Source organism: Pseudomonas sp. EYE_354, assembly GCF_023148575.1.
Classification (GTDB): domain Bacteria; phylum Pseudomonadota; class Gammaproteobacteria; order Pseudomonadales; family Pseudomonadaceae; genus Aquipseudomonas.
Genome location: NZ_JAHXNQ010000007.1, coordinates 12745 through 35832 on the forward strand (window position 1 = coordinate 12745; position 23088 = coordinate 35832).

At 60.6% G+C, this 23088-nt stretch carries 23 protein-coding genes and 1 tRNA gene; 2 read left to right on the forward strand and 22 right to left on the reverse strand.

Going from position 1 to position 23088, the window contains the following annotated elements:
• Positions 1–181 precede the first annotated feature (181 nt).
• The 6 genes from KZX66_RS11315 to KZX66_RS11340 are packed head-to-tail and all read right to left on the reverse strand — an operon-like array spanning position 182 to position 6106.
• The gene (locus KZX66_RS11315) at positions 182–1924 is read right to left on the reverse strand and encodes an ABC transporter substrate-binding protein (RefSeq protein ID WP_248079393.1); all 1743 of its coding nucleotides are present in this window, start codon (positions 1922–1924) and stop codon (positions 182–184) included.
• Between the two features lie 32 nt (positions 1925–1956).
• Positions 1957–2229, reverse strand: a complete 273-nt coding sequence (locus KZX66_RS11320) for a DUF2160 domain-containing protein (RefSeq protein WP_003232363.1) — start codon at positions 2227–2229, stop codon at positions 1957–1959.
• Positions 2230–2240: 11 nt separating this feature from the next.
• Positions 2241–3041 (reverse strand): carbohydrate ABC transporter permease, encoded by an 801-nt coding sequence (locus tag KZX66_RS11325; protein ID WP_003174634.1) that lies wholly within the window; start codon positions 3039–3041, stop codon positions 2241–2243.
• A gap of 10 nt (positions 3042–3051) precedes the next feature.
• Positions 3052–3918, reverse strand: coding sequence for a sugar ABC transporter permease (locus KZX66_RS11330; protein ID WP_003174635.1), 867 nt, complete (start codon positions 3916–3918; stop codon positions 3052–3054).
• The gene (locus KZX66_RS11335) at positions 3915–5012 is read right to left on the reverse strand and encodes an ABC transporter ATP-binding protein (protein WP_248079395.1); all 1098 of its coding nucleotides are present in this window, start codon (positions 5010–5012) and stop codon (positions 3915–3917) included. The genes KZX66_RS11330 and KZX66_RS11335 overlap by 4 nt, the downstream gene beginning before the upstream one ends.
• Entirely contained in the window at positions 5012–6106 is a 1095-nt protein-coding gene (locus KZX66_RS11340; protein ID WP_248079397.1) for an ABC transporter ATP-binding protein, read from the reverse strand. Before KZX66_RS11340 ends, KZX66_RS11335 begins: the two co-directional genes overlap by 1 nt.
• Positions 6107–6353: 247 nt before the next feature.
• Here KZX66_RS11340 and KZX66_RS11345 point away from each other — a divergent pair, with 247 nt between their 5' ends.
• Entirely contained in the window at positions 6354–8174 is a 1821-nt protein-coding gene (locus tag KZX66_RS11345; protein WP_248079399.1) for a sigma-54-dependent Fis family transcriptional regulator, read from the forward strand.
• A 1-nt stretch (position 8175) separates the two neighbouring features.
• On the opposite strand, the gene KZX66_RS11350 is transcribed toward KZX66_RS11345, so the two are convergent.
• The 9 genes from KZX66_RS11350 to KZX66_RS11390 all read right to left on the reverse strand — a co-directional run bounded on the left by KZX66_RS11350 (position 8176) and on the right by KZX66_RS11390 (position 17666).
• Complete coding sequence (locus KZX66_RS11350; RefSeq protein WP_248079401.1) at positions 8176–9108, reverse strand: FecR family protein; 933 nt, start codon at positions 9106–9108, stop codon at positions 8176–8178.
• The gene (locus KZX66_RS11355; protein ID WP_248079403.1) at positions 9105–9647 is read right to left on the reverse strand and encodes a sigma-70 family RNA polymerase sigma factor; all 543 of its coding nucleotides are present in this window, start codon (positions 9645–9647) and stop codon (positions 9105–9107) included. The genes KZX66_RS11350 and KZX66_RS11355 overlap by 4 nt, the downstream gene beginning before the upstream one ends.
• A 127-nt stretch (positions 9648–9774) precedes the next feature.
• Positions 9775–11886 carry a TonB-dependent receptor gene (locus KZX66_RS11360; protein WP_248079405.1) on the reverse strand — a complete coding sequence of 704 codons (2112 nt, stop codon included), beginning with the start codon at positions 11884–11886 and terminating at the stop codon, positions 9775–9777.
• A gap of 175 nt (positions 11887–12061) precedes the next feature.
• The gene (locus KZX66_RS11365) at positions 12062–13375 is read right to left on the reverse strand and encodes a PAS domain-containing methyl-accepting chemotaxis protein (protein WP_248079407.1); all 1314 of its coding nucleotides are present in this window, start codon (positions 13373–13375) and stop codon (positions 12062–12064) included.
• A 113-nt stretch (positions 13376–13488) separates the two neighbouring features.
• Positions 13489–13758: a hypothetical protein gene (locus KZX66_RS11370; RefSeq protein WP_248079409.1), complete on the reverse strand. Its 270-nt coding sequence runs from the start codon at positions 13756–13758 to the stop codon at positions 13489–13491.
• Between the two features lie 151 nt (positions 13759–13909).
• Positions 13910–14659 (reverse strand): hypothetical protein, encoded by a 750-nt coding sequence (locus KZX66_RS11375; protein ID WP_248079411.1) that lies wholly within the window; start codon positions 14657–14659, stop codon positions 13910–13912.
• A gap of 421 nt (positions 14660–15080) precedes the next feature.
• Positions 15081–16706, reverse strand: coding sequence for a methyl-accepting chemotaxis protein (locus tag KZX66_RS11380; protein WP_248079413.1), 1626 nt, complete (start codon positions 16704–16706; stop codon positions 15081–15083).
• A 323-nt stretch (positions 16707–17029) separates the two neighbouring features.
• The gene (locus KZX66_RS11385; RefSeq protein ID WP_248079415.1) at positions 17030–17227 is read right to left on the reverse strand and encodes a hypothetical protein; all 198 of its coding nucleotides are present in this window, start codon (positions 17225–17227) and stop codon (positions 17030–17032) included.
• Between the two features lie 348 nt (positions 17228–17575).
• A tRNA-Ser gene (locus KZX66_RS11390) sits at positions 17576–17666 on the reverse strand.
• Positions 17667–17818: 152 nt separating this feature from the next.
• On the opposite strand from KZX66_RS11390, the gene KZX66_RS11395 reads away from it, so the two are divergent.
• The gene (locus KZX66_RS11395; RefSeq protein ID WP_248079417.1) at positions 17819–18490 is read left to right on the forward strand and encodes a Bax inhibitor-1/YccA family protein; all 672 of its coding nucleotides are present in this window, start codon (positions 17819–17821) and stop codon (positions 18488–18490) included.
• Positions 18491–18551: 61 nt separating this feature from the next.
• On the opposite strand, the gene murB is transcribed toward KZX66_RS11395, so the two are convergent.
• The 7 genes from murB to KZX66_RS11430 are packed head-to-tail and all read right to left on the reverse strand — an operon-like array spanning position 18552 to position 23072.
• Positions 18552–19571, reverse strand: a complete 1020-nt coding sequence (murB, locus tag KZX66_RS11400) for a UDP-N-acetylmuramate dehydrogenase (RefSeq protein WP_248079419.1) — start codon at positions 19569–19571, stop codon at positions 18552–18554.
• Positions 19568–20032: a low molecular weight protein-tyrosine-phosphatase gene (locus KZX66_RS11405; protein ID WP_248079421.1), complete on the reverse strand. Its 465-nt coding sequence runs from the start codon at positions 20030–20032 to the stop codon at positions 19568–19570. The genes murB and KZX66_RS11405 overlap by 4 nt, the downstream gene beginning before the upstream one ends.
• The gene (gene kdsB, locus KZX66_RS11410) at positions 20032–20796 is read right to left on the reverse strand and encodes a 3-deoxy-manno-octulosonate cytidylyltransferase (protein ID WP_248079423.1); all 765 of its coding nucleotides are present in this window, start codon (positions 20794–20796) and stop codon (positions 20032–20034) included. The genes KZX66_RS11405 and kdsB overlap by 1 nt, the downstream gene beginning before the upstream one ends.
• A complete protein-coding gene (locus tag KZX66_RS11415) occupies positions 20793–20978 on the reverse strand; it encodes a Trm112 family protein (protein WP_003174668.1) in 186 nt (61 codons plus the stop codon). The genes kdsB and KZX66_RS11415 overlap by 4 nt, the downstream gene beginning before the upstream one ends.
• A 23-nt stretch (positions 20979–21001) precedes the next feature.
• Positions 21002–22012, reverse strand: a complete 1011-nt coding sequence (gene lpxK, locus KZX66_RS11420) for a tetraacyldisaccharide 4'-kinase (protein ID WP_248079425.1) — start codon at positions 22010–22012, stop codon at positions 21002–21004.
• Positions 22012–22440, reverse strand: coding sequence for a biopolymer transporter ExbD (locus tag KZX66_RS11425; RefSeq protein ID WP_248079427.1), 429 nt, complete (start codon positions 22438–22440; stop codon positions 22012–22014). The genes lpxK and KZX66_RS11425 overlap by 1 nt, the downstream gene beginning before the upstream one ends.
• Positions 22437–23072, reverse strand: coding sequence for a MotA/TolQ/ExbB proton channel family protein (locus KZX66_RS11430; RefSeq protein WP_248079429.1), 636 nt, complete (start codon positions 23070–23072; stop codon positions 22437–22439). Before KZX66_RS11430 ends, KZX66_RS11425 begins: the two co-directional genes overlap by 4 nt.
• Between the last annotated feature and the right edge of the window lie 16 nt (positions 23073–23088).

A 23088-nucleotide genomic window follows, 5' to 3' on the forward strand; every position in this document is an offset into this window, starting at 1 on the left:
CTGTGCGGCGCTTCTATAGGGAAGAGCATGGGCGGGTGGGGAAAATTCAATCGGGTTTGTGACAGTGGGGATAAGCGGTCAATGGGTTTTACCACCCTGCAGATGAAAGGCAGGCACCTTCACCCACGAACAAAAAAACGGCACGCAAGCGTGCCGTTCTGTCCTTCACTGCCTGGCGCTATTACTTACGCGCCGCCTCCCACGACTTAAGCAGGTCGCTGTAGGTCACGGTCTCGCCTTTTGGCTTTTCGTTGGCCAGTTTCGGCTTAGGCGCACCCGGCTGGTCGAACCAGTATTGCGCGTCACGCTCGGGGTTCATTTTCGGGCCGCACACCGGTTGCACTTTGGAGCGTTCCAGGCGCGTCATGATCGCGTCCTGTTCCTTGGCCAGGTTATCCAACGCCTGTTGCGGGGTCTTCTCGCCGCTGGCGGCCGAGGCGATGTTGCTCCACCACAGTTGCGCCAGGCGTGGGTAGTCCGGCACGTTGGTGCCGGTCGGCGACCACTCGGTGCGGGCCGGGCTGCGGTAAAACTCCACCAGCCCCCCGAGTTTCGGCGCCATGTCGGTCATGGCCTGGGAGTTGATATCCGATTCACGAATCGGCGTCAGCCCCACGATGGTTTTCTTCAGCGAGACGGTCTTGGAGGTGACGAACTGCGCGTACAGCCAGGCCGCCAGCCTTTGTTTCTCGGGCGTGGATTTGAGGAAGGTCCAGGAGCCTACGTCCTGATACCCCTTCTTCATGCCCTTTTCCCAATACGGTCCGACCGGCGACGGCGCCATGCGCCATTTCGGCGTGCCGTCGGCGTTCACCACTGGCAGGCCTGGCTTGACCATGTCGGCGGTGAACGCGGTGTACCAGAAGATCTGCTGGGCGATGTTGCCCTGGGACGGCACCGGCCCGGATTCGGAGAAGGTCATGCCCGCCGCTTCCGGTGGCGCGTAGGCTTTCATCCAGTCCACATATTTCTGCGTGGCAAACACCGCGGCCGGGCCGTTGGTGTCGCCGCCGCGAGTGACGCTGGAGCCCACCGGGTGGCAGTCCTCCACGCGAATGCCCCATTCGTCCACCGGCAAGCCGTTGGGCAGGCCCTTGTCGCCACCGCCGGCCATGGAGAACCAGGCATCGGTGAAACGCCAGCCCAGGGACGGGTCTTTTTTGCCGTAGTCCATGTGCCCATAAACGCGCTTGCCGTCGATTTCCTTGACGTCTTCGCTGAAGAACTTGGCGATGTCTTCATAAGCCGACCAGTTCACCGGCACACCCAGGTCGTAACCGTATTTTTCCTTGAACTTGGCTTTAAGCTCCGGACGCTCGAACCAGTCGGCGCGGAACCAGTAGAGGTTGGCGAATTGCTGGTCGGGCAACTGGTAGATCTTGCCGTCCGGCGCCGTGGTGAACGACAGGCCGATAAAGTCCTTGAGGTCCAGGGTCGGCGATGTAAAGGCCTTGCCCTCGTTGGCCATCAGGTCGGTGATCGATTCGGTCTTGCCGTAGCGAAAGTGCGTACCGATCAAGTCGGAGTCGTTGACCCAGCCGTCATAGATGTTCTTGTCCGACTGCATCTGGGTTTGCAGCTTCTCCACCACGTCGCCTTCCTGCAGCAGGTCGTGGGTCAGCTTGATCCCGGTGATTTCAGTGAAGGCCTTGGCCAGCACCTTGGACTCGTACTCGTGGGTGGTGAGGGTTTCCGACACCACGTTGATCTTCATCCCACGGAACGGTTCCGACGCCTTGATAAACCACTTCAACTCTTCGAGTTGCTGGGCTTCGGTGAGGGTGGACGGTTTGAACTCGCTGCCGATCCATTTTTTCGCCGCATCTTCGTACGCATCGGCCCAGGCCGTGGCGCTCAAACCGCTCAGAGCCAGTACGGCGGCCAATGAAATGCTATGTCGCAGCTTATTGTTCTTATTCAACATAGAGACCTCCAGGTTGTTTATTCATAAGGGGACTAGCCCCAACGCATCACACTCAACAGCCATACCAGGGAGAGCGCGGACGCCACCCAGATGCTCCAGTCGGTAACACCAATAACCAGCAAATGCAGGTAGGCGCTGCCGAGAAGACCGATAAACAAGCGATCACCACGGGTGGTGCTGATCGGTAAAAAACCGCGCCGGGGAATGCTCGGCGAACGCAGTTCCCAGGTGGTCATGCCCGCCAGAATCAGGGCGATGCCACCGAAGAACAGCGCAGTCGGGGTGGTCCAGGCCATCCATTCCATCATCGATTCCTCTAGACCCGGCCCAGGGCAAAGCCCTTGGCCACGTGGTTACGAACAAACCAGATCACCAGCATGCCCGGCAGGATGGTCAACACCCCCGCCGCCGCCAGCACGCCCCAATCGATACCCGACGCCGACACTGTTCGGGTCATCACGGCAGCAATCGGCTTGGCGTTGACCGAGGTCAGGGTGCGCGCCAGCAACAGTTCGACCCAGGAAAACATGAAGCAGAAAAACGCGGTCACACCGATGCCGGAGCCGATCAACGGGATGAAAATCTTCACGAAGAACTTGGGGAACGAGTAACCGTCGATGTAGGCGGTTTCGTCGATTTCCTTGGGTACGCCGGACATGAAGCCCTCAAGAATCCATACCGCCAACGGCACGTTGAACAGGCAGTGGGCCAGCGCCACGGCGATGTGCGTATCGAACAGGCCGATGGACGAATACAGCTGGAAGAACGGCAGCAAAAACACCGCCGGTGGCGCCATGCGGTTGGTCAGCAGCCAGAAGAACAGGTGCTTGTCACCCAGGAAACGGTAGCGCGAGAAGGCGTAGGCCGCCGGCAGCGCCACGCTCAGGGAGATCACCGTGTTCAGACTCACGTAGTACAGCGAGTTGAGGTAGCCGGTGTACCAACTGGGGTCGGTGAAGATCACCTTGTAGTTGGCCAGGGTGAAGTCCTGCGGAAACAGCGTCAGCCCGCCGAGGATTTCGGTGTTGCTCTTAAAGGACATGTTCAGCAGCCAGTAAATCGGCACCAGCAGGAACAGGATGTAGATCAGCAGCGGAATAACCTTGCGCTTGCTCATGTTGGCGGCCTCAGCGGTTGGCGTCGGAGTGGGTCATGGCGGTGTAGAACAGCCAGGACACCAACAGGATGATCAGGAAGTACACCAGGGAAAACGCCGCAGCCGGGCCCAGGTCGAATTGGCCCACCGCCATCTGGGTCAGGGTCTGACTGAGGAAGGTGGTCGCGTTCCCCGGCCCACCACCGGTCAGTACAAACGGCTCGGTGTAGATCATGAAACTGTCCATAAAGCGCAGCATCACCGCGATCAGCAGCACGCTCTTCATCTTGGGCAACTGGATATGTCGGAAAACCGCCCAGGCCGACGCACGATCAATCCGCGCGGCCTGGTAGTACACGTCCGGAATCGCCCGCAGCCCCGAGTAGCACAGCAGCGCGACGAGTGACGTCCAGTGCCACACGTCCATCACCAGCACCGTGACCCAGGCGTCCGCGGTGTTCGCCGCATAGTTGTAGCTGATGCCCAGGGCGTTGAGGCTGTAGCCGAGCAAGCCGATATCGGCACGGCCGAAGATCTGCCAGATGGTGCCCACCACGTTCCAGGGAATCAGCAGCGGAATGGCCAGCACGATCAGCACCAGCGACGACCAGCGGCCCTTGGTCGGCATGGTCAGGGCAATGGCGATGCCCAGCGGGATTTCGATCAGCAGCACGCAGGCCGAATAGATGAACTGGCGCAGCAGCGAGTCGTGCAGACGCGGGTCGAGCAGCACCTGCTTGTACCAGTCGGCCCCGACGAAGTAGCGGCTGGACTGGTCGAAAATGTCCTGCACCGAGTAGTTGACCACGGTCATCATCGGGATCACCGCGCTGAACGCCACCAGCAGGAACACCGGCAGTACCAGCCACCAGGCCTTGTTGTTCTGCACCTTGTTCATGGCAGCACCTCCAGCAGGTAATCGTCGGCGTAGAGCATCAACCATTGTGCGGGAAAGCTGATCGAGGCCTTGCCCTCGGGCACCGGCTTGTCTTCGGCCAGGCGTACTTTCAGGGGGGCGCCATCGAGGTTGAGGGTGATGATCTTGTAGGTGCCGAGGTCTTCCAGGTGTGTGACATCAGCCTGCAACGCGTCGGGGTTGTGCTCGTCCCACACGTGGATAAATTCCGGACGGATGCCGACCTGCAGTTTGCGGTAGTCCATCGCCGCAAGACGTTGCTGCATGGCCTCGGGCAATGGCAGATGAGTGCCGGCAAACCGCACGCCGCCCGCCTCGGCCTGGACCTCGATCAGGTTCATCCCAGGGCTGCCGATGAAATAGCCGACAAAGGTGTGACTGGGTCGCTCAAACAGTTCCCGCGGGGTACCAAATTGCACGATCTGCCCGCCGTACATCACCGCAATCTTGTCGGCGAAGGTAGACGCCTCAAGCTGGTCGTGGGTGACGTAGACCATGGTGATGTTGAACTGCTCGTGGATCTGCTTGAGCTTGCGCCGCAGTTTCCACTTGAGGTGCGGGTCGATCACCGTCAGCGGTTCGTCAAACAGGATCGCCGATACGTCGTCGCGCACCAGGCCGCGACCCATGGAGACTTTCTGTTTTTCATCGGCGGTGAGGTTACGGGCTTTTTTGGTCAGCAGGTTTTGCAGGTCGAGGACTTCGGCGATTTCCTGCACCTTGCTGTGAATTTTCGCCTCGGCCATGCCCTGGTTACGCAGGGGGAAGGCCAGGTTGTCGAACACCGTCATGGTGTCGTACACCACCGGAAACTGGAACACCTGGGCGATGTTGCGCTTTTCCGGCGTGAGGTCGTTGACCACCTGTGTGTCAAACAGCACCTGACCCTCGGAGGGGCTGAGCAGGCCCGAGATGATATTGAGCAGGGTCGACTTGCCGCAGCCCGACGGCCCGAGCAAGGCGTAGGCACCGCCCTGCTCCCACACGTGGTTCATTTCCCGAATCGCGTAGTCCTCCGGGCCGCTGGGCGTGGCGCTGTAGCTGTGCGCCAGGTTCTGCAAATGGATCTCGGCCATCAGGCAACCCTCGCGACACGGCGTCCGGGGGCCTGGACCAAACGGCCCTGGCCATCGAACACAAACAATTTATGGGTGGGGATATACACGCGGATCGGCGCGTCGACGTCGTACTCATGCACCCCCGGCAGGTGCAGCACCAACAGGAAATGCTCACTGCGCACATGCAGGAAGGTTTCCGAGCCGCTGATCTCGGCGACTTCCACCGTTACCGCCAGCTCCAGATCATCGTCGTTGCTCGGCACCAGGCTGATATGGCTGGGGCGCACACCAAAACGGAACTCGCCTTCGCCGATGGGACGCAGGTCGACGTTCAAAGGAAAGTGCACGAAATTGGCGAAGCTCACCTCGTTGCCGCTGATCCGCCCCGGCATCAGGTTGATCGGCGGCTCGGAAAACAGCTCGGCGGCGAGCACGCTCTGCGGTTGGTGGTAGACCTCGGCGGCCTTGCCGCTCTGGATCACCCGGCCTTCGTGAAGAATGGTGGTGGTGCCGCCCAGGGCCAGGGCTTCGTTGGGCTCGGTGGTGGCGTAGATGGCGATGGTGTGACGGGCCTGGAACAGCTCGCGCATTTCCTGACGCAGTTCTTCACGCAGTTTGTAGTCCAGGTTCACCAAAGGCTCGTCGAACAGAATCAGTTCAGCGTCCTTGACCAGCGCGCGGGCCATGGCCGTGCGTTGCTGCTGACCACCGGACAGTTCCAGCGGGTGGCGCTGGAGAAACTTCTCGATACGCAGCATCCGGGCGGTTTCCTGCACCTTGCTGCGGATGATTTCATCTGCCACACCCGCCTGGCGCAAAGGCGAAGCGATGTTCTCGAACACGGTCATGGTGGGGTAGTTGATGAACTGCTGATACACCATCGACACGTTGCGCAGGCGCACCGGCTTGTGGGTGACGTCGACGCCGTTCATCAGGATGCGGCCGCTGTCGGGCTTGTCCAGGCCGGCCATCAGACGCATCAGGCTGGTCTTGCCGGACAGGGTGCGGCCCAGCAACACGTTGAAGGAGCCGGGCTCGAAACGCAGGGTGGCGTCGTCGATCCAGGTTTGGCCTTCGACGACGCGGGAGACATGTTCCAGGGTCAATGACATGACACGACCTTTTTATTATTGGAATGAATCTGGCCAGTCGTCAGAGCGAGTTTCGTGCCAAAAGCGGCAGGTGATTGATCCATAAGGAAATAGCTTGAATTGCATGTTCAACAGTGAACACAAATGAACAAGCCAGGCTGAACAACTGAACAATCCGGGGGTTGACAATGAACAGTCCTGAACAACACTAATTAGGCCCCCGCGCCGGCGGGGGCCCATAAAAACAATAAAAACAGAAGGTCGCCCCATGGCCGAACCCTTGCCCCACGACACCATCATCCAGGACTCCTGGCGCCGTTGCCGCGCGTTTGGCCTGGACCACCAGAGCACGCCCAGCTTTGATCCATTGCCGGCCGAGGGCATCAGCCAACTGCTGGAGAGCCAGCATTCGCTGGTGCAGACCACCCACCAGGAGGTCCTGCCCTACTACGAGAATATCCTGAGCAATTCCAATTGCCTGATCATGCTGGCCGACAATCAGGGCCAGGTACTGACGTCGTGGGGCACCCAACGCTTTATCGAGCCCAAGCTGGCCCGCGGGTTCAGCGCTGGCGCCAGCTGGAAGGAACGCTGCAGCGGCACCAACGCCATCGGCACCGCACTGGCCTGCGCCCAGGCGGTGCATATCGAGCACGACGAGCACTTCCTCAAGGCCAACCGCTTCATGACCGGCTCGGCGGCGCCGATCTTTGATGCGCAGCGTGAAATCATCGCGGTGCTGGACGTGTCCAGTGACAGCTACCTGCCGCCCTCCCACACCCTGGGCATGGTCAAAATGATGAGCCAGACCGTGGAAAACCGGCTGATCCTCAACTTGTTTCGCGGTGAACACTTTCAACTGACCTTCAATACCGGCCTGAGCAACCTCGACAGTCAGTGGGCCGGGCTTTTGATCTTTGATGAAAGCGGCCAGGTGCTGTCGGCCAACCGTCGCGCCGACAACCTGCTGGGCATCAGCCTGTCGCGGGTGATGATCGACAGCCTGTTCAAGGTGTCGTTGCTGGAATTGCTGAACCAGCCGGAGGGTCTGCCGTTTTCGTTGCAGGCGGCGGGACGCAATCGCTTCCAGTGTGTGTTGAAGCGTCCCCAGCAGGTGCCGATGCAGGCCCGCGTGTTCACTGAGCCTGCGCAGCCAAAACCGACGGCGATTGGCCTCAAGACCCTGCATTTTGGTGATGTGCGCGTGGAAAAGGCCGTGCGCCAGGCAGAGCGCTTGTTGGAAAAAGACATTCCGCTGCTGATCCATGGCGAAACCGGGGTGGGCAAAGAGGTGTTCGTCAAAGCCCTGCACCAAGCCAGTTCGCGCAGCCAAAAAGCGTATATCGCGGTGAACTGTGCGGCGATTCCCGCTGAGTTGGTGGAATCGGAACTGTTCGGCTACGAAAAAGGCGCGTTCACCGGCGCCAATCAAAAAGGCAGCATCGGCCTGATCCGCAAGGCCGACAAGGGCACGCTGTTTCTCGACGAAATCGGCGATATGCCGCTGGCGACCCAGGCCCGCCTGTTGCGGGTATTGCAGGAACGCTGCGTGCAGCCGGTGGGCAGCAGCGAGCTGTTCCCGGTGGACCTGCGCATTATCTCGGCGACTAACCGCGCACTGCGTGAGTTGGTACAGGCCGGGCGTTTTCGAGAGGATTTGTACTACCGTATCGGCGGCCTGACCCTGGAACTGCCGCCGTTGCGCGAGCGCACCGACAAGCAGGCGTTGTTCCAGCAACTGTGGCAGCAGCACCGCGAGCCCACGCAGTGGGCCGGCTTGAGCGCTGAGGTGCTGGCATTGTTCGAGCAGCATCCGTGGCCAGGGAATTTGCGCCAGGTCAGCAGCGTGTTGCAGGTGGCACTGGCGATGGCCGAGGAGCAGCCAATCCGAGCGGAGCACCTGCCGGATGATTTTTTTGTCGACCTGAACCTCGCCCCGCCACCGCCGCCGGCCGGTGAGTACCTGGACGAGCGCATTGACCTGAGCCAGCGCTTAAAGGCCGCCGGCGGAAATATTTCCCACCTGGCACGGGAGCTGGGGGTGAGCCGTAACACCTTGTACAAACGCCTGCGCCAGCAGGGGGGCTGAGTCAGCGCGGTTTGACCACCACCAGCAAGTCGGTGAAGTACTCCACCTGAATCGGCAGGTTATCGGCCAACGCCGACAGGGCTGCCGCGGTGTCATCGAGCCTGAACACCCCGGACACGCGCAAGTCGCCCAGGGCCTTGGGGTCGAAGCGCACCATGCCATGGCGGTAACTGGCCAGCGTCTGCAACACCTCGCTCAGGGGCTGATCGTTAACCTTGAGCAAGCCACGGGTCCAGGCGTCCGGGTCGGCATTGCCGGTGGCTTGCGCCGCCATGGCGTGGCCATGTTCAAGGATCGCACGCTGGCCGGCGGCGACCTTGACGCCCTCCTCGGCTTGACCTTTGACCGCCACGCTGGACTCGATCACCGTGACCACCGTGGCGCCGTCCGCCGCGCGCTTGACCAGGTACCGGGTACCCAGCGCCGTCGCCGTGCCTTGGTCGGTGCGCACCACGAATGGCCGCTGTGCGTCCTTGGCCACGTCCACCCACAGCTCGCCTTGCAGCAGTTCGATCACCCGTTGGTGACCGTCGAATTTCACATCCACCGCCGAGTTGCTGTTGAGTTGCAAGCTGCTGCCATCGTCGAGGGCGATCTGGCGACGCTCGCCGACGCCGGTGCGCTGGTCCGCCATCCACACCGGCAGGTGCTCGAAGGCCTGCCAGCCGCACAGCAACACGCCGAGCAAGCCCAGCACCTGCGCACTGCGCGGACGTTGCGCGGTAAACGCGCGGTTAAGGGCCAGGCGCGCCGGTTGCGCGGGCAAGGTATCGAGGCTGCCCCACAGCGCGCGCATGCGTTCGATCGCCACCGCATGACGCGGGTCGGCCTGGCACCAGGCATCGAAGGCGTGGCGGTCGGCGTCGGTGACGTCTTCGTCGTGCAGACGTGTGAGCCAGTCCGCCGCCTGCTGGATAATGTGCTCGGTACTCATGGCAGCGGGTCGGCGGCGTGCAGACTGTGATAGCAGTGCACCAGAGCGCTGGAGATGTAGTTTTTGACCGTGCTGGCGGACACGTCCAGGCGCAAGGCGATTTCGCTGTAGGTCAACCCATCGAGGCGACTCAACAGGAATGCCTCGCGGGTTTTGGTTGGCAGCCCAACCAGCATTTCGGCGATGCGTTCCAGGGCTTGCAGGGCCACATGGATCGCCGCAGGGTCGGGCATGCCGGCGTCTTCGCACCTGATGGCCAACGCCTGCATGTAGGCTTTTTCGATTCGACGTCGACGCGCGCCGTCGATCAACAGACGCCCCGCCGTGGTGGCCAGGAACGCCCTAGGTTCTTTGATGGTTTGCGGTTCGGCCAGCATCAGAACGCGGATAAACGCATCGTGGGCCAGGTCGGCGGCGTGCTGGGAGCAGCCGAGTTTTTTGCGCAGCCAGCCGTGCAACCAGCCGTGGTGCTCGCGGTACATCGCCGTAAGGGTCTGCTGACGCGCGGAGTCGCCCAGCGCGGCCGGAATGTCATGCATGCGCAAAAATTTCTCAAATGGGAAATGTTACCAATTGCGTGAACAATGCCAGTAAAACGCGCACGGAGCAAGGGGCTCTCGGCCGCCCCTTCTTCGTCGTCTGCGGAGTTTTTTGGGGCGAGCGGGCTCAGCGCCAGCGCCACGAGACGCCGGTGTAGAGGCCACGCCCATCGGCGGGTGTAGAGCGCGCTGCGTCCAACCCGTTGTCGTCATACCCCGGCGTGACGGTGTTGGCGTAGCGGCGGTTGGTGAGGTTGCGCAGGTCGACCCAGGCTTGCCAGTCCTGCCCTGGCGCGTCGTAGCCGAAGGTTGTGCCAACAATCGTATAAGCCGCCGCGTAGTAGGAGTTGGCGTAATCCACCGCTACCCGGGATGAGTGCTCGGTGTTAAGGCTGGTGTAAAACCCTGTCGGGTGGCTGTAGCGCAATTGCGCCTGGTAGTAGTGCGCGGGGATACCCGGCAAGGTGTTGTCGCCGAAACGGTCGTCGTCACGGTAGTGGAAGTCGCTGAAGGTATACGCCTGGCGCAGGTCAAGCCTGCCATTGCGGCCGTCCTCCCACAGCGGGCTGAGCAGGCCCAGTTCCACGCCTTGGTGCACCGTGGGGCTGGCGTTGGCCTCGGCGACGATTGCGTTGCTGGTAGGCGTCTGGGCCTGGGTTTCCACCGTGAGCAATTCATGGCGCACTTCGGAGCGGTACAGCGCCAGGTCCCATTGACCGAGCCACGCTTCGCCGCGCCCGCCGATTTCCAGGGTGGTGGCGGTCTGGTTTTTCAGGCTCACGCCTTCCCGTGCCATGCCTTTGGCCGGGCCGCTGGTGAAGTACTTGTTGGAACCCCAGATCATTGACCACGCATGGGGCGGTTCGACCGAGCGGCTCAGGTTGCCGTACACCTGCAATTGCGGGTTGACGTCATAACGCAAGCCCATGCGCGGCGCGTAGTCCCAGTCGTGCTGGCTGAGCGGCGCCTGGCCTTCGGGGTAGCTGACCTGGGTTTCGCGGCGGGTGTAGATCGCCGCCAGGCCGGTGGTCAACCACAGGTCGGGCACCAGTTCCAAATCGTTGCTGATATGCAGCACGGTGTCGGAGCCCAGGTAGCTGTAGTCGCGGGTCTTGGTGCCGGGAGCATAGTTGGCGGTGTTGCCGGCGGGGATGCGCACGTACTCGGCACCGCCGTTGTTGGGCATCGCCTGGGTGGTGCGCAGGCCAACGGTGGTTTTGCTGTCGTGTCCGAACAGGCTGTCCTGGCGAATGTAATTGAGGGTACTGCTCACGTCGGTGTAGGCGACTTTCAGGCGAATGCTGCCTTCGCGCAGGTCCATCGGGTAATCGTGGTAAGCCAGGCCGAGCTCAAGGCGCGAGTTATCGTCCAGTTGCAGGGTGGTTTTGTTGGCGATCCAGGTAGAACCGGGTTGCAGGCGCTTTGAGTCACGGGCGGCGTTGAGGCTGTTGGCCGCGCGCGGGTCGTGGCTGATCTGGTCGCGGGTGAGCTTGCCAGGAGTGTCGTTGGTGGTTTCGCGGTAGCGCAAATAGAAACGGGTTTCCAGGTTCGGGTTGAAGCGGTAGCCGAAGTTGGCCGCCACGCCTTTGCCGGTGGCCGCGCTCTGGCGCTGATAACCGTCGGACGCCGAGTCCGTCAGGCTGATGTAGTAGTCGGCGTCCCCCAGCACTTGGCCGGAACTGATCTCGCGCTGGGCATAGCCACGACTGCCCGCCTCATAGCGCACCTGCAGCTTGGTCGCATCGTAGCCGGTGTGCGTCACGTAGTTGACCGCGCCACCCAAGGCCAGCGCGCCCTGGTCAAAACCGTTGGCACCGCGCAACACCTCCACACGGCTTTGCCACAGCGGGTCCTTGAGTTCATAGGGCGTGCCGCCAGGGCCAGTGAGCGGCAGGCCATCGAACATTTCATAGAGCCCGGAGCCGTGGGCACCGGGGCTGCGGTTCAGGCCCGAACCGCGAATGGACAGTTTGACGCCCTCGTTGTTCGCCGCCTTGGCGTACACGCCGGGCTGGTACTTGAACACGTCCTCGTTGGTACTCACCCGGCCCTGCTGCACGCCGCTCATGTCGATGTAATTGCTGGCACCGGGCACGCTCTTGAGCTGGGCCTGGGCCACTTCACCTGCACTGGCCTCAGCGGCGGTGACTTCAACCGGCGCCAATTGCAGGTCTTCGGCGTGCGCCAGGGTGCTTAAGGTCAGGGCGGCAAATAGGAACGGAGGGTGGCGCAGCAGCATGGATAGATCCTTGGAATGCGGGGCGTGAGGAGCCTGGCCCAGCACGCGAACAGTGATGGGAAGCCAGCGATGCCCGGCAAGTCACGCCTGTTAACGGATCAGCACCTATTGCCCGGCGCACGATCACCGAAGGCTTGAAGCTGGAAAGGATGGGTTAGGTACAACCCAGCAGCCCTTATCGAAGCTCGTTCGCGAAACGTCCCACTGCGTTCACCACCTGCTTGGCGCCGCCCTGGATCTCGGTGATAACGGCGCCGGCCTGGTTGGCAAGGGTCAGGCCTTGCTCGGCCTGTTCACGGCTGCTGAACATCTCGTTAATGGCTTCGTCGGCAAGGCGCTGGTTCTGTTGCACCACCGTGACGATCTCCTCGGTCGCGGTACTGGTGCGGCTGGCCAATTGCCGGACCTCATCGGCCACGACTGCAAAGCCACGCCCCTGCTCACCGGCTCGGGCGGCCTCGATCGCAGCGTTGAGCGCCAACAGATTGGTTTGCGCAGCGATGCCGCCGATGGTCTGCACAATGGCGCTGATCAACAGCGATTGTTTGCCCAGGGCCTCAATGCTGCCGGTGGCCGATTGCATCTGCGACGCAATGTTCTGCATGGTTTGCACCGTGTTCTGCACCACCGCCGCGCCGCGCTCTGCGGTGACGTCTGTTTGTAGTGATACCTCATAGGCCACGCCAGCTGCCTCCTTGACCTCCGATTCCCTCAACACCTGATCAGTGACCACACTGGCAAACTTGACCACTTTGCACAGGTTGCCCTCCGCATCGTGCACCGGGTTATAGGTGGCTTCGAGCCAGACTTCATTACCGCGACTGTCCACGCGCTTGAAGCGACTGGCGACAAATTCGCCACGGTTGAGGGTCTGCCAGAATCCCGCATACCCCGGCGACGCAGCCTCTTGGGCAGTACAAAACAGGCTGTGTTTTTTGCCGACGATTTGATCGAGCGTATAACCCATGGCGTCGAGAAACTGCGTATTGGCAGTGACCACGGTGCCGTCCAACTTGAACTGAATGACGGCCGTCGAGCGGATTAACGCGTTGATGAACGCTTCGTTTTCCTTGGCTTTTTCGATGGCGCGGCTGACCTCGGCGCCGTAGCCCTGGATATGTGACAGCCGACCATCACGCCCGTGGATCGGGCACCAAGTGAGGTTGATCCAGGCCAGGCTGGCGTCGACGCGCAAAAAACGGTAATCGTCGGTCACCGGTTCCAGGCGTGTGATCGCCGCACCTAAATTATGAAAGCAGGGCAAGTCCTTGACGTAAGCCGGAACAATCTCAGCCAGCAAGCGGCCCTGTAATTGTTCACGGGAATAGCCCAGCGCACGGGCGAAGCCTTCGTTGACGGCGGTAACCCGGAATTCAGCGTCGAGGTCGATGGAAAGCATCCCTCGATCGCATTGCGCGACGAGCTGTCGCAAGTGGAACAGCTCATCGTCACGGTCCTGTAGATCCTTCTTCAAGCGGCGATTAAACATAGCGGCGTCCCTGAGGTGGTCATCACTGCATCGGCCGTTGGGCCTGCGGCTTAAGCATAGACCGAAGAACAGTCCTGCTGGCCTTTTGTTACTACCGAGCGCCACGATAGAAACTAGCCAGCGGGCCACTCCAAAGCCAGCATCAACTCATCGGCCTCAGAGCCCGGCGCAAACCGAAAGCCGTACATCTCATCGGCCGCCAGTATTCGCCCAAGGGCACTCAATAACTGCGCCTCGGTCGGCGACTCGCGCAGCAGCTTGTGTGCAGGTAACAACAACTCGGCAGCAACGCCCTCGGCACTGGCGGCGTCGATCACCGCGAAGAGGATAAAGCGCAGGCGTATTTCGCGATCCGTCGGCCACACCGTTTTTCGCTTACCCAAGGTAGGGCCTCATATTTTCGGAAAAGTCCGAGGCTATTGCCGACGTCCGCGTGATTCAAGCGCGCGGACCCAAGATCGGCCGCTTCCTACAGATAGAAAGGAAATACCGCACAGGGATTGATCATCAACATTTATCTGCCGATGTTCACCCTTACTGCACCGGCAGGAAATTCATCAACAGCAGGCTTTGCGCGTAGTTGAGGCCGATACGTCGATAGCGCTCATCAAGCATTTGCGTCAGCAGATCAAGCCGCGCGACGATCTTGCCGAACTCCACGGCAAAACTGAGGTTACTGCCCTCCTCCGAGATCTCATTGGAAAACAGCAGCAACACGCCGTTGGCATCCTGACGCTTGCTGAGCAGCCACGTGGCCTTCTCGATATTGCGTGCCGCATTGCTGACGAACTGTGGGTTGATCGAATCGGTCATGTAGAACTCAGTGCGGCCACCGTGTGCCGTCACCAGCATGCTGCCAATCGCGTAGATAAACGCGCCAACCCGATCGCCCTTGAACTCGGGGCTCAAGGAGTAACTCAAGGCCACCAGATCGCGCCGATCACCCAGCGCCTGCAACGGTTGACGCTGCTCGATCGCCCGACGAATTTCGCGCTCGGCACTCGCCGCATCCGGGTAACCCGACTGCCGCCACTGGTTGGGGTTACGCAGATAGAGTTTGCTCATCAGCAGGTACAGGCTTTGCAGGTTGTCGCGCATGCCCAGGGTTGCCATGCGATCGACACTGGTTTGAAAGAACTCGTCGGGCTTGCCGTTGCTGAACTGCTTGGCAATGTCACGCCCCTGTTGCTGGGTGCAACCGGTGGCAAAGAGCATTAAAACGGCAGCCAGCAACCACGACTGGCGCAGGGGACGAATGTAGAAATAAGAAAACGTGCGGTCCATCGGCACCCAAACTGGTTCATCTGCCCTCACGGGAAATCGACGGGGCTGGGACAAAGATAGAGCCAGGAAATCAAAAAAAGTGCAGTGAGCGCCGGCAGATAGTTGTAAGAAGCGCGCGCCAGAGCGTTTCATGACGAATACTATTGAGCGTCTATACTTCCTCGATCAGTTGCGTGTGTGGTTGGCGAGCCAGGGTGGCGGTTGAGCCTATTGAACAGCCTGGCGCATACATGTACACCGGCTACGGCATTATCAACAGCAGTTGTAAATGAGGTGACGGCAATGAGACATCCCATTCGAGCACAAATGTTTGTCCAGGTGATTTGCCTGCTTTCGGTGGCTCAGCTTTTTTGCTGATTGCGATTAAAACTGCCCTCCACGCCTGCCGCGGGTGCGGCAAGCGTAGACCTGTGCCCCTATTTCAGACCTTGAAGCGCGCCACCAAGTGATTGAGTTCAATCGCCAGGTTGGCCATCTCGCCGCAGGCGCTGGCGGTCTGACTGGCGCCTGCCGAACTCTGGACCGACAGTTCGCGGATGCTGGTCAGGTTCTGGTCAGCCTCGCGGGCCACCTGAGCCTGCTCTTCGGAAGCGGTGGCGATCAGCAGGTTGCGCTCGTTGATCTGGGCGATGGCCTCTGCGATCTGCTTAAGCGAAAGGTCGGCATTCTGAGCGACCGCGATTGAGCTGCTGGCCATCTGGGCACTGACGTTCATGGCACCCACGGCCTGGGTCGAGTCCGCCTGAATCGCGCTGATCATCTGCTCGATTTCCTGGGTCGACTGCTGGGTGCGGTGAGCCAGTGCACGCACCTCATCGGCTACCACCGCAAAGCCACGGCCTTGCTCGCCGGCACGGGCGGCTTCAATGGCCGCGTTCAGCGCCAGCAAGTTGGTCTGTTCGGCAATCGCGCGAATCACCTCGACCACCTTGCTGATGTCCTGGGCCCTGCCAGACAACGCCTTGACCTGATCCCCCGTGCTGGCAACGTTGCCCGCCAAGCTTTCGATGGCTTTGAGGGTCTGCGCCACATTCTCGATACCCGAGCGCGTGAATTCCATGGACTCGCGAGAAGATTGAGCGGCGGCGTCAGCATTGCGAGCCACCTCATCCACCGCGGCGCTCATTTCGGTCACTGCGGTCGCGGCCTGATTGACTTCATCGTTCTGCCGCACCAACCCGCGGCTGGCCTCTTCGGTCACGGCAGTCATTTCTTCAGAGGCTGACGCCAATTGGGTGGAGGAATCGGCAATACGAGCGATGGTTTCCCGCAGGTTGCCCTGCATCTTCGCCAAAGCGGCCAGCAGGCGACCGGCTTCATCACGGCCACTGATCACCACTTCCCGTGACAGGTCGCTGTCGGCGATGCGCTCGGCTACGGCCAAGGCATCGCTGATCGGTGCCGAAATGCTGCGGGTCAACACCGCCGCTAACACCACGGTGAGTATGACGGTCGCCAGCAACAGGCCAATCACCAGCGTCACACCATTGCTGTACGTTGCGGAGGAATCCAGACCTGAACGCTTGGCGCCCTCCTCGTTAAAGTCCGCGAGCTTGTTCAGCTTGTCTTGCATGGTATTGGTCATCGGACTGATGCGGGTATTGATCAGGGCAATGGCTGCGGTGTTATCGCCACTTCGAAGCAATGGTTCCAGCTCATCCAACAACTTCAAATACTGCTGCACATCGACAAGCACAGCTTGGTAGAGCTCACGCTCCGTCGGCCCGGAAATCAAGGATTCGTAAGTGCTGATGGTGTTCTGAAGCGTGTTGCGGTAGCCGCTCAACGACGCGATGCGGGTTTGGCGCTGTTGATCATCGGCGGTCACGGTGATACGGATACTTTCAAGGCGCAGGCGCAAGACGCCCGTCTGCAACTTTCCAATATCACGAATCCCGGCCATCCAATTGGTTTCGACATCCTGCTCCGACTCTCGAAGCTTGCCCATTTGCATCACTGCGACAATGCCCAGCGCAAAAACCACCAGGATAATCAGCGAGAAGAAGATGGCAGACCTGGGCGCGAGGTTTATATTCCTGACGTTCATTGTTATCTCTCTTGGAGAGGTCGGTGCCTGGTGTGTTTCCGTCCAGGCAATCAACCAAGCTTGCGGAAGCTGCAAGCCAGCCAGTCATTGAGTTAGCGCAGCCTTTGGCAGGACATCATCAACCTGTCGCGCAGTCAGATCGGCAGCTCAATCTTCGAGAAATAATGGCTTAATGATAGCATTGCAACCATCAGATCATCCCTATTCTGGGGTAGGGATACTGGAAAACCGGATAGGAAAATCCCTACCCCGAACGCGCGGATCACCCGCACCGTGACAAAAAAAACCCGACTCAATGGCCGGGTCCGGTGATCTGAAGCGCGTCAGTTGTCGGGGTGTTCGCTCGCCACGGAATCGGCAGCATCAACGTCCGACATATCCTCTTCGAGAGGCGCCTCGTCGTCAGGTGGCAATGGGATCTTATCCTCATCACGCTTGGGGTCGTGCCCTGTTTCATTGTCTGTGCCGCGTGTTACCGCCTGCTGTGACAGGTTGCCGGGGGCATTCTCATTAATTTCCATGCTGGCTCTCCGCTCTTACGCTCGGGACATCCGCGCTTAAACATGGGAGTGGCAACACCCGGGCGAGTGCCGGGCGGTGGACGAACGGTTCAAAGCAAAGAGCGCCGCAGGGGGCGAGGCGCTAAGATCAAAACGCATTGCTACCTTGGCTAATACAGACGTCGGATTCTTGAGATGAGCGTTTAAAGACGCGCTGGCGATATCGTGGAGTCGAGTGTTTGTTCTCAAATCTGGCGCAGTTGCGCAAGCCGACTGAGATGGCGCGGAAACGATCAAATGTCTCGCTACTGACATTACCAAACCCCAAAAACACAAAAGCCCCACATTGCGGGGCTTTCGTTTGAATCTTGGCGGGAAACCAGGGATTCGAACCCTGGGAACGCTATTAACGTTCGCCGGTTTTCAAGACCGGTGCATTCAACCACTCTGCCAATTTCCCTTGTGCGTCACAGGATTATAGTAAGCCATCCTGTCTCAGCGGGCGCCATAATACCCGAATGAAACACACTGTCAAACTCTCGCCATAGCTTGTTACAGAGCGTCTGTTATGATCTTTGCGACTGAACGTTTCAAAACCGAAGGAGTGTCGCCATGCGCGAACAGAATTACGCAGTGAATGGCAACGCGCAGGCTGAGCAGCTTGAAGTCAGCCGCGTGTTGCGCAACACCTATGGCTTGCTCGCCCTTACCCTCGCATTCAGCGGCGTGATGGCGTTTGTGGCGCAGCAGATGCACGTTGGCTACCCGAATATCTTTGTCGTGCTGATCGGCTTCTATGGTCTGTTCTTCCTGACCAACAAGCTGCGTGACTCGGCCTGGGGTCTGGTCTCGGCGTTTGCCTTGACCGGTTTCATGGGTTTTATCCTCGGCCCGATCCTCAACCGTTACCTCGGCATGGCTGGCGGTGCGGAAGTGGTCAGCTCGGCGTTTGCCATGACGGCGCTGGTGTTTGGTGGTCTGTCGGCCTACGTGCTGATCACTCGTAAGGACATGAGCTTCCTGGGTGGTTTCATCACCGCCGGTTTCTTCGTGTTGCTGGCGGCGGTAGTGGCGGGCATGTTCTTCCAGATCAGCGGTCTGCAACTGGCGATCAGCGCGGGTTTTGTGCTGTTCTCCTCCGTGTGCATCCTGTTCCAGACCAGTGCGATCATCCACGGCGGTGAGCGCAACTACATCATGGCCACCGTGAGCCTGTATGTATCGATCTACAACCTGTTTGTCAGCCTGTTGCAGATCTTCGGCATCATGAGCCGTGACGACTGATTGTTAGCCGCATAAAAATGCCCCGTATCGAAAGATGCGGGGCATTTTTGTTTTCAGGGCATCAGTACTTGTTAGGTTCCATTTCCAGCTCGACCTTGAAACGCTCGGCGATGTCCCTTTGGATACGCTCGGCCAGGTTGGCGATGTCGTGCCCGCTGGCGCCGCCATAGTTGACCAACACCAGCGCTTGCAGCTTGTGCACGCCCGCATCGCCTTCGCGAAAGCCTTTCCAGCCAGCCTTGTCGATCAGCCAGCCGGCGGCGAGCTTCATTTGCCCATCCGCCTGAGGATAAGCGACCAGGTCCGGATACAGCGTCTGCAGCTCTTGAGCCAAGTCTTTGCTCACCAGCGGGTTTTTGAAGAAGCTGCCGGCATTGCCCAACACTGCGGGGTCCGGCAGTTTTTCGCGGCGGATGCTGCAGATGGCGCGGCTGACATCGCTCGGCGTCGCCTCGGTGATGCCCTGTCCGGCCAGGCGCTGTTGCACGGGGCCGTAGTCGAGCTTGAGGTGACTGGCGCGGCTCAGGGCAAAGCGCACGCGCAGGATCAGCCAACGCCCGGTTTCGTGCTTGAACAGGCTGTCACGGTAGGCAAAGTTGCACTCTTGCAGGCTGAAGTCCCGCAGCTCACCGGTTTGGCGGTCCAGCGCAGTAAGGCCGGCGAATACGTCCTTGATCTCCACACCGTAGGCGCCGATGTTCTGCATGGGGGCCGCGCCAACGGTGCCCGGGATCAGGCTGAGGTTTTCCAGACCGCAGAAACCCTGCTCCAGGGTCCACAGTACAAACGGGTGCCACGCCTCGCCCGCTTCGGCTTCGACTACCACGTGCTCGCCGTCATCGTGCAGCACGCGAATGCCGGTGCTGGCCATACGTAGCACCAGAGCAGAAATGTCCTGGGTCAGCAGCAGGTTGCTGCCGCCGCCGATCACCAGCAACGGCAACCCCTGCGCCGACGCATAAGCCAGGGCTTCACGTACATCGGCGTCGGTGTGGGCCTCGGCGAACAGCTGCGCACGCACATCCAGGCCAAAGCTGTTGAATGGCTTGAGCGATACCTGCGCAAGCACTTGCAAGGTCATAACCGCCCCTTCAATTCGATCACCAATAAATCACAGGCGCGCTCGATCAGGTCCAGGACCCGCTCGAAGCCTTGCTCACCTTCGTAATAAGGATCTGGCACTTCATCCACTTCCGAGGCATAACGACGCAGGAACAAGTCCAGCTCGGCCTTGCCCTGCCCAGGGTGCAGTGCCTTGAGGTTGCGCAGGTTGCTGGCGTCCATGGCCAGGATCAGGTCATAGCGCGCAAAGTCGGCGCGGGTCACCTGCTGTGCGCGCTGAGCCGACAAGTCGTAACCGCGCACCAGCGCCGCACGTTGGCTGCGCTGGTCTGGCGGATTGCCGATGTGCCATTCGCCGGTGCCCGCGGAGGCCACTTCGACCTGGCCGGCGAGTCCCGCTTCGCGCAATTTATGGCGCAACACACCTTCGGCAGTGGGCGAGCGGCAGATATTGCCCAGGCAAACGAACAAAACCTCCATCAGGCCCCCAGCAGGCGACGCACGCGCTCAAGGTCTTCAGGGGTGTCAACGCCGGCAGGCGGCGCTTCCAGTGCATCGCCCACGTGGATACGCACGCCGTGCCAAAGCGCACGCAGTTGTTCCAGGGATTCGGTGTTTTCCAGCCAGCATGGGCCCCAGTTGACGAAGTCATGCAGGAATCCGGCGCGATAAGCGTAGATGCCGATGTGACGGCGATAGGGCACGCCTTCGGGCAACAGGTCAGGGCGCTTGGCAAAGGCGTCACGCGCCCATGGCAAGGTCGAGCGACTGAAGGTCAGGGCCAGGCCGTTCATATCGCTGACCACCTTCACGACGTTCGGGTTGAACAGGGTTTCGATGTCTTCGATCGGTTCGGCGAGGGTCGCCATGCGCGCTTCGCCGTGGGCGGCCAGGTTGGCGGCCACCTGGTCGATCACACTCGGCGGAATCAGCGGCTCGTCGCCTTGCACGTTGACTACAATGGCGTCCGGCGCCAGGCCCAACTGCGCGGCCACTTCGGCCAGACGGTCGGTGCCAGAGTTGTGGTCTTCGCGGGTCAGCACCGCTTCGGCGCCGAAGCCTTTGCAGGCCTCGATGATGCGCGGGTCATCGGTGGCGACCACCACACGTGCGGCGCTGCTTTTGCAGGCCTGCTCCCACACCAGTTGGATCATCGGCTTGCTGCCGATCAATTGCAGCGGCTTGCCCGGCAGGCGGGTCGATGCGTAGCGCGAGGGAATGACAACGGTAAAGGCGGTGGTCATTTATCCAGGCGCTCATCGGTGGTCAGGGTGCGGGCTTCGCTTTCCAGCATCACCGGAATGCCATCACGGATCGGGTAAGCCAGGCCTGCGCCCTTGCTGATCAGCTCGGTTTTATCGGCGCTGAGCTTGAGCGGGCCTTTGCAGATCGGGCAAGCGAGGATGTCGAGCAGTTTGGTGTCCATGAGTGTTTCCTGGAAAGAAGCGTTTAAGGCAAGAGTCGGGCGGGCAGCAGGCGCATCAGTTGCGTGTCGAACCAGGCGACGAACGCCGGCGACGGCACTGCATCTACCGCAAGGTACCACCAGTGCGGCTGGGCAAAGGCGCGGCACTTCACCGCGTCCTTTTCGGTCATGACCAACGGTAACGACGGGCTGAAATTCAAGACCTCGGCGCTGTAAGGCGCATGGTCGGCAAAAGCATGGTGGATCGGCCGCCAGTGTAGCGTTTCAAGGGTATTGAAGAAACGTTGCGGGTTACCGATGCCCGCGACCGCGTGCACCTGCTGGCCGACGGGGAAGTGATCCACGGGCTGACGCGCGCCGGTCTGCAGGTTGACCAGCGCCGTTGGCATGAGGCGAAAGGCAAAGCCATCTTCGCGGTCGCCGGCAGCGCCGTTATAGAGCAGCGCATCGACACTGTGCAAACGCTCTACCGGCTCACGCAATGGCCCGGCCGGCAGGCAACGACGGTTGCCCAGACCACGGGCGGCGTCGATCAGCACCAGTTCCAGGTCGCGGGCCAGGCGGTAGTGTTGCAGGCCGTCGTCGGAGAGGATCAGGTCCAGGCTGTCGGTTGCCAGCAGGGCCTTGACCGCACGGCTGCGGTCCGGATCTATCATCAAGGGCACGCCGCAGCGCTGCACGATCAGCAAAGGTTCATCCCCGGCCACTTCGGCGCTGTGGCTGGCTTCGACTCGCCACGGGAACGCTGGCGGCTTGGCGCCATAGCCACGGCTGACCACGCCCACCTTCAAGCCGCTACGTCGGCAGTGGTCGATCAACCACAGGATCAACGGTGTCTTGCCGGTGCCGCCCACGGTGATGTTACCGACCACCACCACCGGCACCGGCGCTTGATAACTATCGCCCTCGCCCGCCACGAAGCGTGCACGTTTGCGAAGCACCACACGGCGATACAGTGCCTCCAGCGGCCGTAACAGGATGAGCGCAGGATGGCCTTCATACCAGGCTTTGAGCAGACGATCAGACATGGCCATCAGGGTTGGCCCGCCGCCTCGACGGTGCTCATGCGCAGATGGCTGAAACCGAGCTTGCCGGCCGCATCCATCGCGGTGATCACGGCCTGGTGCTGGGTTTTGCCATCGGCACTGATGGACAGCGGCATCTTGGTATCGCCCCCGGACGCTTTCTCCAGCGCGGCCATCAGGCTGGCGAGGTCATTTTTCTCCAGCAACTGGTTATTCACCGAAAACACCCCGTCGGCGCTGATGGCGATGTCCAGTTGCTTGACTTCCTGGTCTTCGGCCGGCGAACCGCTCACGGCTTCCGGCAAATCGACGCGCAGCTCGGTCTGGCGGGTGAAGGTGGTGGTGACGACAAAAAACAGCAGCAGGATAAACACCACGTCAATCAGCGACGCAAGGTTGATATCGACATTTTCCCGTTGCTTGCGGCGAAATTTCACGCTTTGTCCCCAACCAGGTCCACATCACGGTCGCCCTGCACCACTTCCACCAACTTGATGGCTTCCTGTTCCATGCCGACCACCAGTTCATCGATGCGCCGTTGCAGGAAACGGTGGAAGAACACCGATGGAATACCCACCATCAGGCCGGCTGCGGTGGTGATCAACGCCTTGGAGATACCACCGGCCAGCACTGCGGCGTTGGTGCTCATGCCCGCCCCCATGAACGAGCTGAAAATATCGATCATGCCCAGCACCGTCCCCAGCAACCCCAGCAGCGGAGCCATGGCGGCAATGGTGCCGAGGGCATTGATGTAGCGCTCCAGCTCATGGATAACCCGGGCGGCGGCTTCCTCGATGCACTCTTTCATGATCTCGCGACCATGCTTGGAGTTGGCCAGACCAGCGGCGAGGATTTCACCCAGCGGTGAGTCGGCGCGCAGGGCCTTGAGTTTTTCCTTGTCCAGCTGTTTGTTCTTGATCCAGCCCCAGACCTGCCCCAGCAGATGCTCGGGGGTCACGCGACTGGCGCGCAGGGTCCACAGGCGTTCGGCAACGATGCCGAGTGCGGCGATGGAACTCAAGATGATCGGCAACATCATCCAGCCGCCGGATTTGACCAATTCCCACACAGTGAATGTCCCCTCG

Excerpts from the sequence above, each read along its gene's own strand:
- KZX66_RS11315 (WP_248079393.1), bottom strand. The coding sequence starts at position 1,924 with ATGTTGAATAAGAACAATAAGCTGCGACATAGCATTTCATTGGCCGCC.
- KZX66_RS11340 (WP_248079397.1), bottom strand. The coding sequence starts at position 6,106 with ATGTCATTGACCCTGGAACATGTCTCCCGCGTCGTCGAAGGCCAAACC.
- KZX66_RS11335 (WP_248079395.1), bottom strand. The coding sequence starts at position 5,012 with ATGGCCGAGATCCATTTGCAGAACCTGGCGCACAGCTACAGCGCCACG.
- KZX66_RS11325 (WP_003174634.1), bottom strand. The coding sequence starts at position 3,041 with ATGAGCAAGCGCAAGGTTATTCCGCTGCTGATCTACATCCTGTTCCTG.
- KZX66_RS11360 (WP_248079405.1), bottom strand. The coding sequence starts at position 11,886 with ATGCTGCTGCGCCACCCTCCGTTCCTATTTGCCGCCCTGACCTTAAGC.
- kdsB (WP_248079423.1), bottom strand. The coding sequence starts at position 20,796 with ATGACCACCGCCTTTACCGTTGTCATTCCCTCGCGCTACGCATCGACC.
- KZX66_RS11380 (WP_248079413.1), bottom strand. The coding sequence starts at position 16,706 with ATGAACGTCAGGAATATAAACCTCGCGCCCAGGTCTGCCATCTTCTTC.
- KZX66_RS11405 (WP_248079421.1), bottom strand. The coding sequence starts at position 20,032 with ATGGAGGTTTTGTTCGTTTGCCTGGGCAATATCTGCCGCTCGCCCACT.
- KZX66_RS11320 (WP_003232363.1), bottom strand. The coding sequence starts at position 2,229 with ATGGAATGGATGGCCTGGACCACCCCGACTGCGCTGTTCTTCGGTGGC.
- KZX66_RS11350 (WP_248079401.1), bottom strand. The coding sequence starts at position 9,108 with ATGAGTACCGAGCACATTATCCAGCAGGCGGCGGACTGGCTCACACGT.
- KZX66_RS11355 (WP_248079403.1), bottom strand. The coding sequence starts at position 9,647 with ATGCATGACATTCCGGCCGCGCTGGGCGACTCCGCGCGTCAGCAGACC.
- KZX66_RS11375 (WP_248079411.1), bottom strand. The coding sequence starts at position 14,659 with ATGGACCGCACGTTTTCTTATTTCTACATTCGTCCCCTGCGCCAGTCG.
- KZX66_RS11385 (WP_248079415.1), bottom strand. The coding sequence starts at position 17,227 with ATGGAAATTAATGAGAATGCCCCCGGCAACCTGTCACAGCAGGCGGTA.
- lpxK (WP_248079425.1), bottom strand. The coding sequence starts at position 22,012 with ATGGCCATGTCTGATCGTCTGCTCAAAGCCTGGTATGAAGGCCATCCT.
- KZX66_RS11415 (WP_003174668.1), bottom strand. The coding sequence starts at position 20,978 with ATGGACACCAAACTGCTCGACATCCTCGCTTGCCCGATCTGCAAAGGC.
- KZX66_RS11330 (WP_003174635.1), bottom strand. The coding sequence starts at position 3,918 with ATGAACAAGGTGCAGAACAACAAGGCCTGGTGGCTGGTACTGCCGGTG.
- KZX66_RS11395 (WP_248079417.1), top strand. The coding sequence starts at position 17,819 with ATGCGCGAACAGAATTACGCAGTGAATGGCAACGCGCAGGCTGAGCAG.
- murB (WP_248079419.1), bottom strand. The coding sequence starts at position 19,571 with ATGACCTTGCAAGTGCTTGCGCAGGTATCGCTCAAGCCATTCAACAGC.
- KZX66_RS11345 (WP_248079399.1), top strand. The coding sequence starts at position 6,354 with ATGGCCGAACCCTTGCCCCACGACACCATCATCCAGGACTCCTGGCGC.
- KZX66_RS11365 (WP_248079407.1), bottom strand. The coding sequence starts at position 13,375 with ATGTTTAATCGCCGCTTGAAGAAGGATCTACAGGACCGTGACGATGAG.